Source organism: Arcticibacter tournemirensis, assembly GCF_006716645.1.
Taxonomy (GTDB): domain Bacteria; phylum Bacteroidota; class Bacteroidia; order Sphingobacteriales; family Sphingobacteriaceae; genus Arcticibacter; species Arcticibacter tournemirensis.
The window spans coordinates 1,525,068-1,541,173 of the sequence record NZ_VFPL01000001.1 but is presented as its reverse complement, the minus strand read 5'-3'; the positions used below and the strand labels follow the sequence as shown (position 1 = coordinate 1,541,173).

At 42.3% G+C, this 16,106-nt stretch carries 16 protein-coding genes; 8 read left to right on the top strand and 8 right to left on the bottom strand.

Annotated elements, in window-relative coordinates; translation table 11 throughout:
- Positions 1-68: 68 nt before the first annotated feature.
- A complete protein-coding gene (locus BDE36_RS06695; RefSeq protein WP_141814244.1) occupies positions 69-539 on the bottom strand; it encodes a JAB domain-containing protein in 471 nt (156 codons plus the stop codon).
- Between the two features lie 238 nt (positions 540-777).
- On the opposite strand from BDE36_RS06695, the gene BDE36_RS06690 reads away from it, so the two are divergent.
- Positions 778-1,005, top strand: coding sequence for a hypothetical protein (locus BDE36_RS06690; protein ID WP_202618233.1), 228 nt, complete (start codon positions 778-780; stop codon positions 1,003-1,005).
- A gap of 14 nt (positions 1,006-1,019) precedes the next feature.
- Entirely contained in the window at positions 1,020-1,814 is a 795-nt protein-coding gene (locus BDE36_RS06685; protein WP_141814243.1) for a Fic family protein, read from the top strand.
- Between the two features lie 128 nt (positions 1,815-1,942).
- Here the strand turns inward: BDE36_RS06685 and mobC are convergent, their stop codons facing one another.
- Genes mobC through BDE36_RS06670 form a run of 3 tightly spaced genes read right to left on the bottom strand, consistent with a single transcriptional unit; the run spans position 1,943 to position 5,414 of the window.
- The gene (mobC, locus tag BDE36_RS06680; protein WP_141814242.1) at positions 1,943-3,904 is read right to left on the bottom strand and encodes a conjugal transfer protein MobC; all 1,962 of its coding nucleotides are present in this window, start codon (positions 3,902-3,904) and stop codon (positions 1,943-1,945) included.
- A gap of 26 nt (positions 3,905-3,930) precedes the next feature.
- A complete protein-coding gene (locus BDE36_RS06675) occupies positions 3,931-4,851 on the bottom strand; it encodes a DUF5712 family protein (RefSeq protein WP_141814241.1) in 921 nt (306 codons plus the stop codon).
- A 2-nt stretch (positions 4,852-4,853) separates the two neighbouring features.
- Positions 4,854-5,414, bottom strand: a complete 561-nt coding sequence (locus tag BDE36_RS06670) for a BfmA/BtgA family mobilization protein (RefSeq protein ID WP_141814240.1) — start codon at positions 5,412-5,414, stop codon at positions 4,854-4,856.
- A 618-nt stretch (positions 5,415-6,032) separates the two neighbouring features.
- On the opposite strand from BDE36_RS06670, the gene BDE36_RS06665 reads away from it, so the two are divergent.
- The 5 genes from BDE36_RS06665 (at position 6,033) to BDE36_RS06645 (ending at position 9,247) form a co-directional block, all read left to right on the top strand.
- Positions 6,033-6,911: a helix-turn-helix domain-containing protein gene (locus BDE36_RS06665; RefSeq protein WP_141814239.1), complete on the top strand. Its 879-nt coding sequence runs from the start codon at positions 6,033-6,035 to the stop codon at positions 6,909-6,911.
- An 84-nt stretch (positions 6,912-6,995) separates the two neighbouring features.
- Entirely contained in the window at positions 6,996-7,595 is a 600-nt protein-coding gene (locus tag BDE36_RS06660; RefSeq protein WP_141814238.1) for a DapH/DapD/GlmU-related protein, read from the top strand.
- A 12-nt stretch (positions 7,596-7,607) separates the two neighbouring features.
- The gene (locus BDE36_RS06655) at positions 7,608-8,072 is read left to right on the top strand and encodes a cyclophilin-like fold protein (protein WP_141814237.1); all 465 of its coding nucleotides are present in this window, start codon (positions 7,608-7,610) and stop codon (positions 8,070-8,072) included.
- A 12-nt stretch (positions 8,073-8,084) separates the two neighbouring features.
- Complete coding sequence (locus BDE36_RS06650; RefSeq protein WP_141814236.1) at positions 8,085-8,576, top strand: cupin domain-containing protein; 492 nt, start codon at positions 8,085-8,087, stop codon at positions 8,574-8,576.
- Between the two features lie 65 nt (positions 8,577-8,641).
- The gene (locus BDE36_RS06645) at positions 8,642-9,247 is read left to right on the top strand and encodes an alcohol dehydrogenase catalytic domain-containing protein (protein ID WP_141814235.1); all 606 of its coding nucleotides are present in this window, start codon (positions 8,642-8,644) and stop codon (positions 9,245-9,247) included.
- 72 nt (positions 9,248-9,319) lie between these two features.
- On the opposite strand, the gene istB is transcribed toward BDE36_RS06645, so the two are convergent.
- The 4 genes from istB to BDE36_RS06625 all read right to left on the bottom strand — a co-directional run bounded on the left by istB (position 9,320) and on the right by BDE36_RS06625 (position 14,825).
- A complete protein-coding gene (istB, locus tag BDE36_RS06640) occupies positions 9,320-10,066 on the bottom strand; it encodes an IS21-like element helper ATPase IstB (RefSeq protein ID WP_141814234.1) in 747 nt (248 codons plus the stop codon).
- 24 nt (positions 10,067-10,090) lie between these two features.
- Positions 10,091-11,614 carry an IS21 family transposase gene (gene istA / locus BDE36_RS06635; protein ID WP_235904557.1) on the bottom strand — a complete coding sequence of 508 codons (1,524 nt, stop codon included), beginning with the start codon at positions 11,612-11,614 and terminating at the stop codon, positions 10,091-10,093.
- Positions 11,615-11,835: 221 nt separating this feature from the next.
- Positions 11,836-13,518 carry a TonB-dependent receptor plug domain-containing protein gene (locus tag BDE36_RS06630; RefSeq protein ID WP_141814232.1) on the bottom strand — a complete coding sequence of 561 codons (1,683 nt, stop codon included), beginning with the start codon at positions 13,516-13,518 and terminating at the stop codon, positions 11,836-11,838.
- Positions 13,519-13,538: 20 nt separating this feature from the next.
- Positions 13,539-14,825 carry a TlpA family protein disulfide reductase gene (locus BDE36_RS06625; protein WP_141814231.1) on the bottom strand — a complete coding sequence of 429 codons (1,287 nt, stop codon included), beginning with the start codon at positions 14,823-14,825 and terminating at the stop codon, positions 13,539-13,541.
- Positions 14,826-15,555: 730 nt separating this feature from the next.
- On the opposite strand from BDE36_RS06625, the gene BDE36_RS06620 reads away from it, so the two are divergent.
- On the top strand, positions 15,556-15,945 hold the full coding sequence (locus BDE36_RS06620) for a hypothetical protein (RefSeq protein ID WP_141814230.1): 390 nt from the start codon (positions 15,556-15,558) through the stop codon (positions 15,943-15,945).
- Positions 15,946-16,106 lie beyond the last annotated feature (161 nt).

The following is a 16,106-nucleotide window of genomic DNA, read 5'->3' as shown; positions in this document are numbered from 1 at the left end:
CACTCGATAAGGTTTAGGTGCCCTGTTTGTGCTCATCACAGGCAGGGCTTTTTATTTATAAAAAGGGCTTAAAGCAACCCTTCGTCAGCGAACGAGAAAAATCCATCTGCCGTAACTATAATATGATCTAGAACCGGCATATCAAGCATTGCACCGGCAGACGTGAGCTTCCTCGTAAGATTTATATCAGCCTGACTGGGCTTCAAAGAAGATGATGGGTGATTATGAGATATAATCAAAGCTGAAGAATTTGCCTTTAACGCAGCTCCAAAAATCACCTTGGGATCAGCAATTGTTCCGGATACTCCTCCCGTTGATGCTTCCAATATTCCTAATACACGGTTACCCCGGCTTAACAAAATCACTTTAAACTGTTCGACATACTGAATCTTTCCCTGATCCCAGTTAGCCATCAATATTTCAAAGGCATTTTTTGCACCTGTGATCACCGGACGTTCTGACGCCTTAAACTTAGGAAAGTAACTTACTTTGATCTCTGCTACCTGATACAATGCCAACTGGTTTCTGCGCTTTTCCATAACTTACTGATTTAATGAATTAATTATGGTGCTCTCACCGGCATCCGGCAGCACTAAAGGCAAGGTGGAGATCAGAAAAATGCGGAGGCTCCGCCGCGAGGTGGATACCCATTTTTCTGATACTACCTTGGCGAAGCGAACCTGTGTGCGGCAGGATGGCGAACTTTGTACGGAATTACAATGAATCAATCATTTAAAACATAATCTTCTTATATTTGTATTTGCAAATAAGCTACAAATGATGGAATCGGGCATGATGACAGACAGATTAAATTTATTAGCGTTGAACGAGCTTTCAAACGTTAAGGATTTGGTATCTCTGGAGTGTATCCCAAGTGCATTTCAGGACGAATTTGATCGATTTTTCTTTGGTAAAACCCTTGTCAGAAAGGGTGAAAAACTGTTTGCTTATCCTAATGATATCAGGAGGTGGGTTGATTTTGTCTTTATGCGGTATAAAGGCTAACTAAGCCCCAGGGAATGCTGTCTGACTATTTATATGACTTTAACACTGTTCTGAAAACATTTCGCGAGAAATTTCCGGTACAGGCTTGGACTGCAACATTTCGCGAACAGCTGGTAAACGATTTCACATACTTCTCCTCAAGAATTGAAAACAGGAAGCTAGAATATGGAGAAACTATTTCCTTCCTTAATGGAGAGTTAGTCAGAAAAGAAAAGCTGGCGAGTCTTCTTGAGCTGGCCACACATAAAAAGGTACTCGAAGCTATTCTGAACGAATATAATGAGTTTAAGCTATCAGAAGACTCCATAAAGAAGATTCATCTGGCATTAATGAGTATTAAATATCATTCTGAGCCTGACTTTGACCCTAAGATGGCTGGTGTTTACAGGAACTATCCTGTAGAAGGATCAAGAGAGCCTTTTTTTCCAAATAAACAGTATGTGCCCCATTTCAACATTGAATTTGCCATGGCCTCACACATGGATAGCTTTATATATAGGTTCGAAAATATAGATAACTCCCAGGACGAAACACATCTTATTACGGCTTTGGCATACTTTCACAATATTTTTTTAAATAAAATTCACCCCTTCGGCGATGGCAATGGGCGGGTTTGCAGAATGGTAATGGGCATTTTGATGATAAAAAATGACTGTCCTCCAATTTTTAGAAAAATTCTCAATGATGAAGATATGATGTTGTATATAAACACGATAATTGAATGTGAGGGGACAGACTCCGACTTACCCCTTGTGAAGCTTCTTGCCAATGGAATGACTAACTATATGCTTGAGAGATTAAACGACTGAATACCTACCTTAGTTGAATGCCTCTATTTTAAGTATTTCATCATTATAGCGAGAGTGCAAAATCCCGAACCTAGATGGTTGATGTACTTCCTATATTCGTAGCCTCTATTATCGACATTCTTACAATTTCATTTGTCAGAACGAATACCCTCAAGACTTTCTATTTGTTTTTGTACCAACTCAAATACCTCCCGTTTGATCCATTGGTAATTCTCTTGAACGTCTACTGAATTAACTTTTTTGATAAGAGGTATGTCCTTGTACAAATCTTCCTCAGCCGTTAACGTTTGGTGGTCGTTTTGAACTTCACTATGGAACATCTTTAAATTAATCTTTTGTTCCGGATTATCAGCCACTATCCCGACAAACTCACCTGATGACAATGAGGCAATTTTCGCAGCCGGTATAGCATAATCCAACTGAGTAGACTTCGTCAGAGAGGTATCGCTGCTGTTTATATTCATGCTGCTTTTATCCTGAACAATTTTTCCAAACATCTCGGAGAGCTTACGGGCTGTATCGCCCGTTACCTGACCACTGATGATATTGCCTACAATACCCGTTATCACATCTGCCTGTTCCGCGCCATAGTCTTTTTTTAGCTGGCTGAAATCCTGAACCGCCAACGTGGTAGCAACTTTATTACTACGCGCCGTTGCAATCAGGCTATCGATGTTATTAAAATATATAGTTGGAAACTCGTCAAATATGAGGCTGCATTTAAGCTGATTTTTCCGGTTTACCAGCTTGATCATCCTGGAGATGTATAAGGATAGTACTGCCCCGTAAACCTGAAGCTTCTGCGGGTTATTTCCCACACAGACAATCTTCGGTTCATCCGGATTATTGACATCCAGGGTAAAGTCATTACCTGACAATACATAATATAACTGAGGAGAAGAAAGACGCGCCAGGCCAATTTTTGCGGAAGCAATTTGTCCTTCCAATTGCTCTTTTGCCTTATTCTGAAAGGCAGAAACAAAAGGATTGATGAGTACTTTAATCTCTTCTTCCTGTCCAAGCACCTGGAAAAGCTTCTCATACTCGACCTGCATGAGTTCGATAACATGAGGCAAAGTGCAGTACTTTCCATCCTGATACTTCCTGAGATACCAGATAATAGCCGTCAGAAAATTAATAGGTGATTCCACAAAAAAGTCACCTTGCTTCTTGATCCAGTCCCGGTTCAGGCCCAGCATAATCGTCCTGCTTGCCTCTGTTGCATCCGTTATGTCATCCATGGCCTTTGGGTCTAAGGGGTTACACCGGTGACTATGGTTGAGATCATCGAAATTGATCACATAAAAAGATGGCTTTACCTTATAGTTGTGGTAATACTTTAACAATTTATTGTACGCAATCTTGCTAAGGTCGTCGTATTTGAAGTCATACAGAAACATGGAAAAGCCCTTCCGTATATGCTGGTCAATGATATGGCGGATCACGAAATAGGATTTACCTGCACCAGGAGTCCCGGCTACAAGGACCCCTCTGAAGGGATTGATGATATTGATCCAGCTATCCCTCACCTGCTTCTTTAATCGATATCTCGCCGGAAGGTTTATAGAAAACTCATTTTCCAGCAGCCGTTCTTCCTGGGGAAATGTTTCATTTTCGGTATTAAAAATATCCTCTTGCCGGGCCGCCTTAAGAATCCGGGAAAGCCTGACGCCTCCGCTCAGTACGAGCAGATACCCGGTCACTGTGGTCAGCATGTAACACAGAGCGATTCCATTTGGCGGCAGAGATACATAAAAACAAAGGATACTGGCAAAGAACAAAAGCAGCCCTGAACCGATGAGCGCTATAGTACTTCCCTTTGATATTTTCTCCTCCTTTCTGCCTTTAGCACCAACAAGGGATATTGAAAGAAAAAGAAGAGTCACCACTTTCGGTTTCTGCACGCCACTAAACAGCCCGGTTTTACTGATATTCAAAATGATTCGGTCAAGAATATCCGCCGTCCATCCCCAATGGTAAAAGGCGGCATAGCAACTGACATAGAAATGAATAGCTAAAATGGCAATGCTGATATACCTTGTAAGGTCTATAATCTTACGTAGTCCCTGAATGTCTTCCCCCGTCTGCATAGATAATTTCTTTTTAACCGTTCATATTAAAGCCGCAATCCCTGATCGTTCCTCCTTCTTTTTTTCTTCCTTTTGAAAACGGAGGGAGAATAATCCGGATCGGTTTTGATTAGCAAAGAATCGAGCAGAGATTCTTTGATGGGCTCGTGCTCCGGAGAAGGCGAGCCAGACTTATTTTGAAGCGAATCGATAGTGACCTTTTCTTTTAACACCCCTACTCTCTGCATCAGTAGCTTTTGCTCGACCGTTCCATTCTTCATGGTATTGGTGTATAAGAACGACTCGGTAAGCCCCCGGTCAAAACCAAACTTTTCATCGAAAATACGCTCCCTCGAAGCAGCAAAAGTCTTTCGGTCGAACTGTCCGACTTTTAAGGAGTGCCCCTGATTTCTTCCCCTGGACTTATTCATCGGGCTTAGTTTAATCCGGTTGGTGATGTCCTTGCGACTGACAACGATCTGGATATGCCACTGATCACCATCCTTTAGCTCTCCACGCTTCCTGATGCCCTGCTTTACTTCCGGATCTTTGTGCGAATAATACCGGTGCTCTTCGATCTTTCCAAACCACAGCAGATCTTTACTACTCTCAATTCCGGGTCGCCTGAAATTCCGGGCATACTCGTCCATCACAGAAACGGCATACTCTTTAAGTTTTGCCTTCATGGCCTCCTCCCCGTACAATTCCTTTAGCCAGGCAAGTTCCTTACGGCTGGGACTGACATTGATCAGAAAAAATTTGGCGTCACTACTACTGAGTTTTGCTATGTTATTATCCAGGGAGGTTCTCACTTCATAAGGCTGGATATCCTGACGATCCTGGTTGAACCACCGTTCAGGTTCCTGCATCAGATCGCTTACCCGATTTTCCTTTTCCAGGTAATGCACAAGTTGGCTACTGCTTCCTTTATTACTACCGTTTTCGCTGTCTGTAATATTGATGTGCATGGCTAAAGATTTCTTACCAATTGCTTTACCTTATTGATTAGTTCCTCTTTTTCTCTTGCAGGTGTCATCAACCCGAACTGTTCCCGCGACTTGATATAAGAATCCAGAATGAAGAGGAATTGAGATTTAAGTTGCTCTTTGGCCTGAGCGAGTTTAACCAGTTGCCTTACCAGTCCGTCAACCTCATTCAATTTCTGTAGCTGCTGCTGAAGGCCGGCGCTGGTATTTTTATGATGATAAGTCTCTTCATTACTCAGCCATTCCAGGATACGGCGTTGGGAACTTACCATTCGCTCCGCATCCTGCTTAATCGGAATAAGCAGCGATTGCTCCTGCGTTTTTATGAAGCCAGTTAGATGCTGGTTCCCTTTAATGATAGAAGTCTTCAGTGCCTCATCATTTAAATCATGGGGATCCTTCTTAGTATGGTAGAAATAGTCGACCATCTGAATGAAGAGTGTTCGTTTGTTCCTCCCGAGCCTGCCTGACACCTTTTCAAATTTGCGGTCAACTTCAAGTGAAAATTTTACAGATCTGTTGTTGTCTCCCATTTTTACCTCCATTCGCAGAGTGGTGATAACCAATCATCGTCCTTATATAAGCAGGCTTTCCCTAAATCACGGGAATGCCTTCGGGAATTCCGTTTCCGGCCTCCCTTTCACTGTTAAGTGGCCATAGAATCCCCGGAGGATTCTTCGACAGCCGTTTGCAAAGCATAGAGGCGGAAAAGTAGGGCATTGCCCAACTTCGTCTTGCTCCATTTTTTTGAAAAATGGACGCACCAGGCTCAGCTTCTTCTCATACTTACAACCGTCTTTTAAAACGGGGACATCTTACCTGTGTTAGTATGATGATCGATATCACCCATTGTCCTTCAAAGGACAGAAACCAAAAAGAGGATTCTTGACAAGGTTCTATATAGTAACTAACTATTTCCCGTATCCTCAAAGACCCGGAGACGAACACTACCGAAAAGCCGAATGCTAATTGCACCTAAATATTAAAAGTATTCCCGACCTGCGGTACTTTAAAAAGGGATAAGCGGTGTTTCTAAATCAGCAACGGGTTATTTTTTAGATCACATATTTTTCTACATACGGTTACAATGAATCCTCTCCAAACCGGTACCTAGCGAAATTCCCGGTGCTTTAAAATCTATTTGAATTTATTAACTTCGTAATATGGAACAAAGGGCGATACGAGAAGTCTCAAAATTCAATAATGAATTGAAGCTGCAAGGTTTTAAGGCATTTCAGATAGAAGAAGATGGCACTGAAACCAGAACGTATAGCAGGAAAGAGTTTTATAAGATTTGTCTCACTACCGGAAAAAGCAGAATCCACTATTCAGATAAGACATACGAGCAGGAAGGAACGATTCTCTTTTTTGGCAATCCGCACATTCCTTATTCCTGGGAAACCATTTCTACCGCCTGTGTAGGTTACACCATTCTTTTTTCAGAAGAATTCTTTAAAAATTCTGAACGTTCAGAAAGCTTACAGCAGTCATCGTTCTTTAAAATCGGTGGGACACCTGTTTTAAAAATCACGGAAGAGCAGAGGATCTTTCTAAATACTATTTTTCAGAAGATGATTGCAGAGCAGGAAAGTAGTTATGTATTTAAAGATGAGTTGATTCGCAATTACATCAACCTCATAATACACGAGTCTTTAAAGATGAAACCTTCCGAAAATTACGATCAGGACAAAAACGCATCTTCCCGCTTAACCTCCGTTTTTCTGGAATTGCTCGAAAGGCAATTCCCTATCGAAACCACCCAAAACCCACTTCAGCTAAAAACAGCCCTGCATTATGCCCAAAAGCTGAATGTGCATGTAAATTACCTTAACCGTGCCGTTAAAGAGGTCACCGGAAAGTCTACCACCACCCACATCACAGAGCGAATTATTACAGAAGCAAAGGCACTTTTGCAGCATACCGATTGGAGTATCTCAGAAACCGCATACGCGCTCGGATTTGAATATCCCACCTACTTTAATAACTTCTTTAAAAAAAACACAGGAACTAATCCTACGAGATTTCGCTTAGAAGAAGTTTGAATTTCTTAATCTTTGGTTTGATAATCGTTAGCGCTCTGCCTGGAGAGGTACTACCTTTGTGTTTCGTTATCAAACATCAAAAAGATGTCAGCTTCAAAAAATATTACCCCTTCTGCACCAGTTCAAAAAGATGTTTTTGACAGGCTATTAGCTGGCGAAACTATATCTCCTGATGATTCACAAGTAAGCAGATTGAGGGAGGAATCTTATGCCACCAGGAAAATTCTGACTCAGCTGAATAGCGCAACCAACCCTACAGAAATCAGAAACTTACTTGGTCAAATAACAGACAGAAAGATTGATGAAAGCGTTGCTGTATTTACTCCTTTTCAAATCAACTACGGGAAGAACACCAAAATAGGTAAGAATGTCTTTATCAACTTTGATTGTGTTTTTCTGGATTTGGGAGGAATCACCATTGAAGACAATGTGTTAATCGCACCCAGAGTCAATATACTATCCGAAGGGCACCCGATCTTTCCAAACGAAAGGCATTCACTCGTCCCCGGACATATTCACATCAAAAAAAATGCATGGATCGGTGCCGGTGCAACAATCTTGCCAGGTGTTACCATTGGTAAAAATGCTGTAGTCGCGGCAGGAGCAGTAGTTTCCAAAGATGTTCCCGATGATACAATGGTGGGCGGAATTCCTGCTAGGTTTATTAAAAGTGTTCAACTTTAACAATGATCAATTATGAAAATGAAAGCTTTAATTCTTGCACTGATGATTGGCGTTCACTTTAGCGCCTGTTCTAAGGAGGAAAACTCTGCACAGTCAGATAATAATGATGCGCCATCCGACACAAGCACAAGCAAAATAAAAATTACGGTTGGCGCATCTGTCTTCACAGCAACACTGTACGGCAACCCAAGCGCAAATGCATTTAAGGCAAGGCTTCCACTAACCATCGATATGACCGAGCTAAATAGCAATGAAAAATACTATGATTTGCCCGGCCCACTGCCTACTAATACATCAGCGGGAGGCAATATAAGAGCTGGTGATTTAATGCTTTACGGAAACAACGTGCTTGTGCTTTTTTATAAAAATTTCAACACCTCATACAGCTATACAAAACTTGGATATGTTGATAATCCTGAGGGATTAGCTGCTGCATTGGGAGCTGGCAATGCGGTTGTGAAGTTTGAAAACAACTAAAACCATATCACTATGAAAAGTAACTTAAGAGTGGCGCTGATATTCATTGGTTGTTTACCGGCCGCCGCTTGTGACAATAATCAAAATAAGATGGAAACAGATAAAAAAGAACTAACCGCTATTTTCCCGCAAGGAGAAAAGGGTCCAGAAGATTTATATACAGGTAATGCTTACAATACAGGTTTGGTAGATGCCGACAGCATTTTCACTACCGCAGTAGGAAATGTATATTTTGAGCCTGGCGCAAGAAGTAATTGGCACAGTCACCCTGCCGGGCAAATCCTTATTATTACAGATGGCGTGGGTTATCACCAAATAGAAGGAAAACCGATTGAGATTATCAAAAAAGGAAGCGTCATAAAATGTCCGCCACACGTAAGGCATTGGCATGGAGCAAGTGCAGAAGTCGGTTTACAGCAATTATACATCGTTCCAAATACCGAAAAAGGCATTGTCAATTGGAACGAAGCAGTAACTGATGAACAATATAATAGTAACAAGTAGTATTAACGGCAACTTAACTGCTTAGTTGCAGAGATAACATTGTTAAACAACAAAAAATGATTCCCATGAATAAAAACAATGAAAAGTCGAGAAGAAAGTTCATTCAACAAACTTCCCTGGCTACTGCAGGAATTATGCTTGCAGGTCCCTTACAAATTCTTGCCCAAACATCTGATGCAAAAAATATAAAATCAAGAGGTTACGCAGCCAAAGATGCTTCGGGGAAACTGGTCCCCTGGCAATTTGAGCGCAGAGCGGTAGGCGACAACGACATTCTTATAGAAATTAAGTTTGCCAGTATCTGCCATTCCGATATCCATCAGATGAAGGGAGACTGGGGTCCTCAGCCTTATCCTCAGGTTCCGGGCCATGAAATAGCTGGCATCGTTACAGCTATTGGCAAAAAGGTTACTGAATTTAAGGTTGGCGACCGGGCTGGTGTAGGCTGCATGGTAGACAGTTGCATGAAATGCGAAAGCTGCACACATGGCCAGGAACAGTTTTGTGATACTGGCGCCACCGTCTTCACTTATGGGTATCCCGACAAAACATCACCTTCCGGTATATCCCAGGGTGGCTACTCTAACAATATCGTAGTGCGGGATTGGATATACCAATTAAAGTGTCCCCCGTTCGCCACTGCAAACTGTCCCCTCAGAGTTGAGGTTTGAAAAGAACAAAAGTTGTTGTACAGATTGGCACTTTGAACTGATGCTTTTAGTCCGGTTTAACAACTATTATTTTTACAAAAATACATTTTCCGGTTTGGATTTTTTTCTCCTTAGAGATTCTCCAAACAATTCGACTCTTAAAGAGTGGTGAACGATACGGTCAAGTACCGCGTCAGCGATTGTCTTTTCACCAATGATATCATACCAATCCTTAACCGGAATCTGCGACGTGATCACCGTGGACCGTTTTTGGTGCCTGTCCTCAATGATATCAAGCAATGCAAGTCTGGATTGAGGATCAAAGGGCTGCAGACCAAAGTCATCCAGGATGAGCATGTCCAGACGCTCTATCCGCTTGAGTTCTGCCAGCATAGTTCCTTTTGCCTTAGCCAGCTTTAACTGGCCCATCAGCTTAGCTGTATTTACATACATGACTTTATACCCGTTCTGGCATGCATGATACCCAAGAGCGGTAGCCAGGTAACTCTTGCCGGTTCCTGTAGAACCGGTGATAAACAGGTCTTTGTGTTCTTTGATAAAGTCCAGTCCTGCCAGCCGGTGCACCTGGTTTTTATCCAGTCCGCGGTCAAAGGAGTAATCTACCTGTTCCAAAGATGCTTTGTACCTGAAGTTAGCTGTCCTGATGGTTCTTTCGATGAAGCGGTTACGTCTGTCGTCCCATTCACTGGCCACCAGCAGGGAGACAAACTGATCGGCCGTGAGGGATTCTTTCACTGAAGTCTCCAGATTTGTTTTAAAAGCATCATACATGCCGTAAAGGCGAAGCTGACGCATCTTCTCTAGTGTTTCGTTGTTCATTATTCTTTATAATTTTATAGCTGGTTACTGATAATATTCTTTACCCCGGATGTTGTTGTGTAGAGGAATAGTGGCCGGTTCATCTTCAGGGGTAAGCTGGTCCAGGCGTTTACGGAGGATCTCCTCTATGACCGGATAGTTGTACTGTCCAATGTTGTCGGCCCAGCGGCAGGCGCCGGCAAGGCGGTCGGAGCCTACCCGTCTGGCAAAGCTCAGGATACCGGAACATGATTTATAAGCCTGCTCAGGATAGGCTTTGTGCTCCAGTACCTGGGCGATATATCGTGCTACATCTTCATGGATCTGTTCCGCTTCCTGTATAAACTTTTCGGGTGTCCATTCGGTTAAAAAGCGGTGCTGTGAGGCCAGATGCTCTTTGTCAGTAGTATAATGGTACTTGATCCGGTTGCGCTTATGGGCAGCAACCTGCGTGTAATGGAAATAGATCCGGACTATAGCAGAGGTATAAAGTACTTTTACCTTCTTACCAATATAAGTGTAGGGCACGCTGTAATAGTGAATATCTTCGCCTAAGCGCACATAACCGTTCTTCATCACTGTTGCCATGACTTGTTTGTGCACTTCGTACCGTATTGGGTTAAGTGTGCCAAGGGCTTCCCGTTCAATCTCTTCAAACTGTTCACGCCTCGAATAGCTGCGACCAGAAAAAGGTTTGTTGTTATGAATCTCCAGCGCCGGACGTATGGCAGCGTTCAGCGATTCCAGGTCACTGAACCTGCGGCCCTCCAGTCGCTGGTAAATACTCCGGTAGATCAGTTTAACAGCCCCTTCCACCAAAGACTTGTCGCGCGGCTTATAAGCTCTTGCAGGAACTACAGTTACCGAATAATGCTCCGCAAAAGCTGCGAACTCATCATTGAGCACTGCCTCATACTTGCTCCCTTTGGTTACCGCTGAACGCAGATTATCTGGAACGATCGCCCGGGGCACACCCTCGAAATAGTGCAGGGCATTCTCGCAGGCCCTGATCAGATCTTCCTTGCGCTGGCTTTCCACAGCTTCCACGTATGTAAGCTGGCTGCAGCCCAATATGGCTACAAACACCTCTGCATCACGTTCAGGACCATCAGCAGGATGAAATTGAAGTTTGCTCCCGGCAAAGTCGATATACATCTTATCACCTGCTTTGTGATCAATATGCATCACAGGTTTGGAAAGCTGAAGATAAGTATGGATAGCATTGTTAAAACGGGATCGTCCGTAACCTCCAGGATGTTTCGCTAAGTATTCCACATGCAATAGCTCACGGGTTACACCCTTCTTTTTTAGTCTTTTACAATACTCAGGAAGCAGTAACTCAAGTTCCTGCCGCCGGGGACTGTTTACAGTCTTGGCTGCCGAAGTCATGAAAAGTACCGACAGTTCACTATCGCTCTTGGCACTGAATTCTTCGTGGGTAATACCAAGCTGATGCCACACGCGAACATACTTTTTTACGGTAGTACGGGAACTGCCGACCATCCCATTAATGGTCTTGGTGCCGGTTCCCTGGCAATAAAGACGGATAATCTGCCTAAGTTTATTCATTTGAATTGGTTTATTGGACATTGGCATCAAGGATTTGTGTTTAGCGAAAAGCTAACAAAAACCCGGTCCATAGAAACCTTCGGAACTAAACTTTATGTTCTTTTCAGGGGATCACTTTGATTTGGCCAAAGGGGGACAGTTTACTTTGGCCGAAGGGGATCACTTTGCTCTGGCAGAGGGGGGCATTTTCAATTGGCCAAAAGGGGTCAGTTTGGTGTGTTTTATCCACATATAGCTGAATAGTTTAATTGTCCCCGTATATTATCAGAACTCATCTTTGTGTCTGATTGATCAAAGATGCCCCCTAAAGGAATGTTGTAAGTAACAGAACCATCGCCATTAATTGCCGTATAGGTATTCACCAGGTTCCTTGCGAAATAGCTCTGTGAATCATATAATGTCCTGCCCGAATAGTTCTGCATTTCATGCACATACTTCAAATCAGCCTTTAAACCTTTTAATGGTTCAAAAGATGCACCTAAATTGATCAAAACATCTTTTGTAAGGCCGGAAATGCCGGAGTGCTTGTAATCCTCCAGTGGGTAGTAGTTCCAGTCAAGAAGTCTCCCCCCTCCGATCGTATCCAGGAAAGCTTTACGCCAGTCCTTTGGTATAGAAAGAGGAGCCTGACGATCATCCGCTAACCTTAAATACGGAAGAAAGGCTCCACCCGCAGAGTTTATTTCCCCGTACCCCGGTTTACCATTTTTTGTCCTGCTTTCAGTATACAGAAGCCCGGCTGTTAAATCAAGCACCTTGAAGGGTTTGAGTACACTTTGAAAGCGCAGGTTTGCCCTGCTAAGATTTGCATCAAGATTATCAGTATTTCTATCTATGCCGGAAGATGCAGTCCAGTGTGCCGCCTGGGAGCCAGCAGTTAAATTAATAGCGTACTGTTGTCTGAAGGAGGGCTGATAAATATGCTGATCAAACTCATTGCGGATATCGGTATTTTTAAACAGTTCGATTTGGTTATCAATAGCCTGCTGGTCTGCGGTATTAGCAGAGCTGCGCCGGGTTAATAATTCGACAACCGGGGAAAGTACCGGGTGATTTACGGCATTGATTTTATCCTCGTAATAGCCGTTATTGAACAGCACTTTCTCAACTTCGATAAAATCAGCGGAACTCATCTGCGGTATATAGTTAAGTGAAGGCTTTTTTCCTGTCGTAATGTTTCCGGTTACACTAATGGCCAAAGGCTGATTGAAAGTTCCCTTTTTCGTGTTAATTACAATAACGCCATTTGCCGCCCTGGCGCCCCAGATTGAAGAGGCCGCTGCGTCCTTCAGGACACTGATACTCTCAACGTCGTTAGGGTTAATATTATTAATGTCGCCATCATAAGGGAAATTATCAAGGATGACCAGTACCTCTTTAGGACCCTGAATTGTACTTAATCCTCTGATCATGATCCGACCGGAAGTTCCGTTAGTTCCCCTGTCAACACTTACGCCCCCGGCAATTGCCTCCAGGCGGCTGAGTACATCTGTAGAAACCTGGCGGTTAAACATTTCGTTATCAATCTGGACAAAGGAACCGGTAAAGCGCTCTCCCGAGGTTTTTCTATATCCGTCAGATATTACCACCTCCTGTAACTCGGACACATCGGGATGAAGAAAAATATAGAGGGTATCCTTGATAGCGGAGACTGTTTCGACCACTTGCTTTTTATAACCAACAAAAGAGATTTCTATTTTTACCTGTTTGTTGCTCACCTGCAGAGCAAACATGCCGTTCGCATCGGTAGAAAGAACCTTGCTATTGCCTGTTACCCTGATGACCGCCCCGGGAAGGGGCAATTTTTCATCAAAGGAAAGCACCCTACCCCTGATTAAGCTTTGACTTCTGACACTAAGAGGCGCGATAAGAACGATTACTAAAAATAAATAGTGATGTTTCATTAAAAAAATATGAGATGATGTTATCTGTCTTTTTTGATTACCAGCATTCTTAAAGGACGTTCTGCCTCAATGAGAGACAATCCATAATTTTTAAGTGCCGCCCGTAATGTATCCTGACTTTTAAGAGCCGATTTGGGAACCTGTATATCAACATTACCCTGATAAGCCGTTTCATCGACTAAGGGCAGAGGAATACCACTGTCCATATCAATGCGCTCTATGAAGAGATTCAAAGGCTGGTTAATTATACCCGGATTGTCCGAAAACAGATTATTCTCAGGCGGCGCCCCGGTCGTTTTGATTTGATTGATCTTTCCTATCCTCGTCAGTACAAGGCATTTTGACTTTCTCATCTCGGTAGCAGCCCTGTACCCCGAATAGTGATTTAGATCAGACAACATGAAAGCGTATAGTGAATCAGCTTTGTCTGGAGGAACAACGATTTCGTAATTGTACCTGTTGTCTAACTTCCATCGCATATGATTGTCCCTGACCATTAACACTTCTGATGAATCCACTCCTTCAAGAATGACGCGCTTCCTGCTATATTCTCTAAATACCGGAGCTATTGCGATCTCATAAAATTGCAGGAGAACTGTATTGGTGATTGCCCGGCCATAGACTATATTTTGCTTCCGGCGGAACTTATTGCCGGTAGTGAGTCCGGGATAATACCCCTTAAAGAAAATTGAGTAATGATGTAATTCTAAGTCTCCCGAAAACTCCCTGGAAAGAAACAATGGTCTTTCTGTATCCCAATCAAGTTTATTTCTCACATGTAAGCCAGTGCTTTCCAGAGCTTCTGAAATGTTGTTTTCTGTAATTTGGTCTGGTGTTGTGGCACCTAAATAAGTTCCATTACGGCCGATCCAGACAATGTGCGGAATAAGACGATGGGGGAAATAGGATTTGACCGCGTCGTTGTAACTTACCACTGAGCATATATTCAAATTCTTCAACATTTCGTTCCTTTTCAAAAACGGGACAACGGTATTTGCCTTGTCTTTAGCTATTGGAATTACCGCAACATCATTGGTAAACTTCAGTTGGATGTCGTGGGTGCCTGGCATTGATGCCACACAGTTAGTACACCATGTTGCCCAGAAGTCCAGGATAATTAGCTTTCCCCTGTAGTCATTCAAAGTGATGGTATCTTTTCCTTCGGGATGATTGACAACCTGCAGGGGCATGTTCCAGAGAGATTCCGGAATCGAATCACCGATATTGAGAGATTTTATATGCTGGGCTTTGACTGTAAAAAAAGGACAAAGCGCGGCCAGGGCTATTGTTAGTAGCTTTTTTTTCATTAGTATTATTGAAAATAAAGAAGTAATAAAGGCAGTGAATGAGAGATCAATACATAAAGATTAGCTCTGCCGTCATTCAGGGGATTTGAAAATGTTTATTATTGGATCCAACTTTGGGGAAGTATCTGCGATGCTGTTATTGAGATTGAGGGGACGGAATATTACGGGGCAAGCCATCCTATCCTTGCTTCTTAAAGCGACGACGACGATTGCTTGTTGAATAACAAGTGATTGTTTTTCCAATGTCTTGCCCATATTTTTTTCATTATGAGCCTCGTGTAAAACAGAAAACCAGGGTATTTAAATAATATAGGGCTGGTTTACCTACTTCATCTTTTGGTAGCAGGCTCTGGTAAACCTACCACTCCTAGAGGAGCGGCTTCCCACAAAAGATCATAAGCAAGAAACCAACCCTATTTTATATATAGGGCATGGTTACGTTGCTTACCTTCGCGGGAAAATTTACCAGATTTTGCTACACGAGGCTCGCAAACAGTCCTAATCTCAAGATTTTAGAACCGTAAAACTATTCAAATTCTTAAAAACCTGCAACTTCACATAGTGATTATCAAAAACAACTTAAATTAATTGCAATATTAAAACACATATCTGTTTATTACACTCAAATATAGTTATTTTCCATTTAACTACCACAAAATTACACTAAATAATGTAACAAAAAGGGATATACATATAAAAGGTATAACATAAGGATTTGCCAGTTTTGAATATGGCAGTTCATATAGGTAGAATCATTTACTATCTCGTAAAAGAAAAGGGATTAAAAGCAAAAGCGATTGCTGATTTTGTAAATGTTAGCCAGTCGTCGCTATTCAAAATCTATAAGCGAGAGAGTATAGATTTGGATAAATTGATCAGGTTTTCTCAACTGTTAAATAAGAACCTTTTCCTTTACTATCTCGATGAAGAGCCGATCAAAAGCATGTTTGGAAAAGAAGGGCAAGCTCTTCAGAAACAGATCCTGGAGCTTGAAAATGAGGTGGCTTTAAAAAATGAGAAACTGAAAGATATGGCAGAGATAATTGAAGCCCAGAAGAAAATTATCTCTCTTTACGAAGCTAAATCAGATAACAATAAGAAAATAAAGAAAAAGCTATAAGTAATTCCCGCATCTAACTCAAGAGAGCTTTACTTCCAGGAAAATACATCTTTCTAAGATTAGACTTGATTCAATCTGCGATTGACAAAATAATAAGAAGAAAAGTAAACTAGGTAGCTATGGCAAGCGTGAAACCCGGCGTTCCTTTATAGCATCAAACA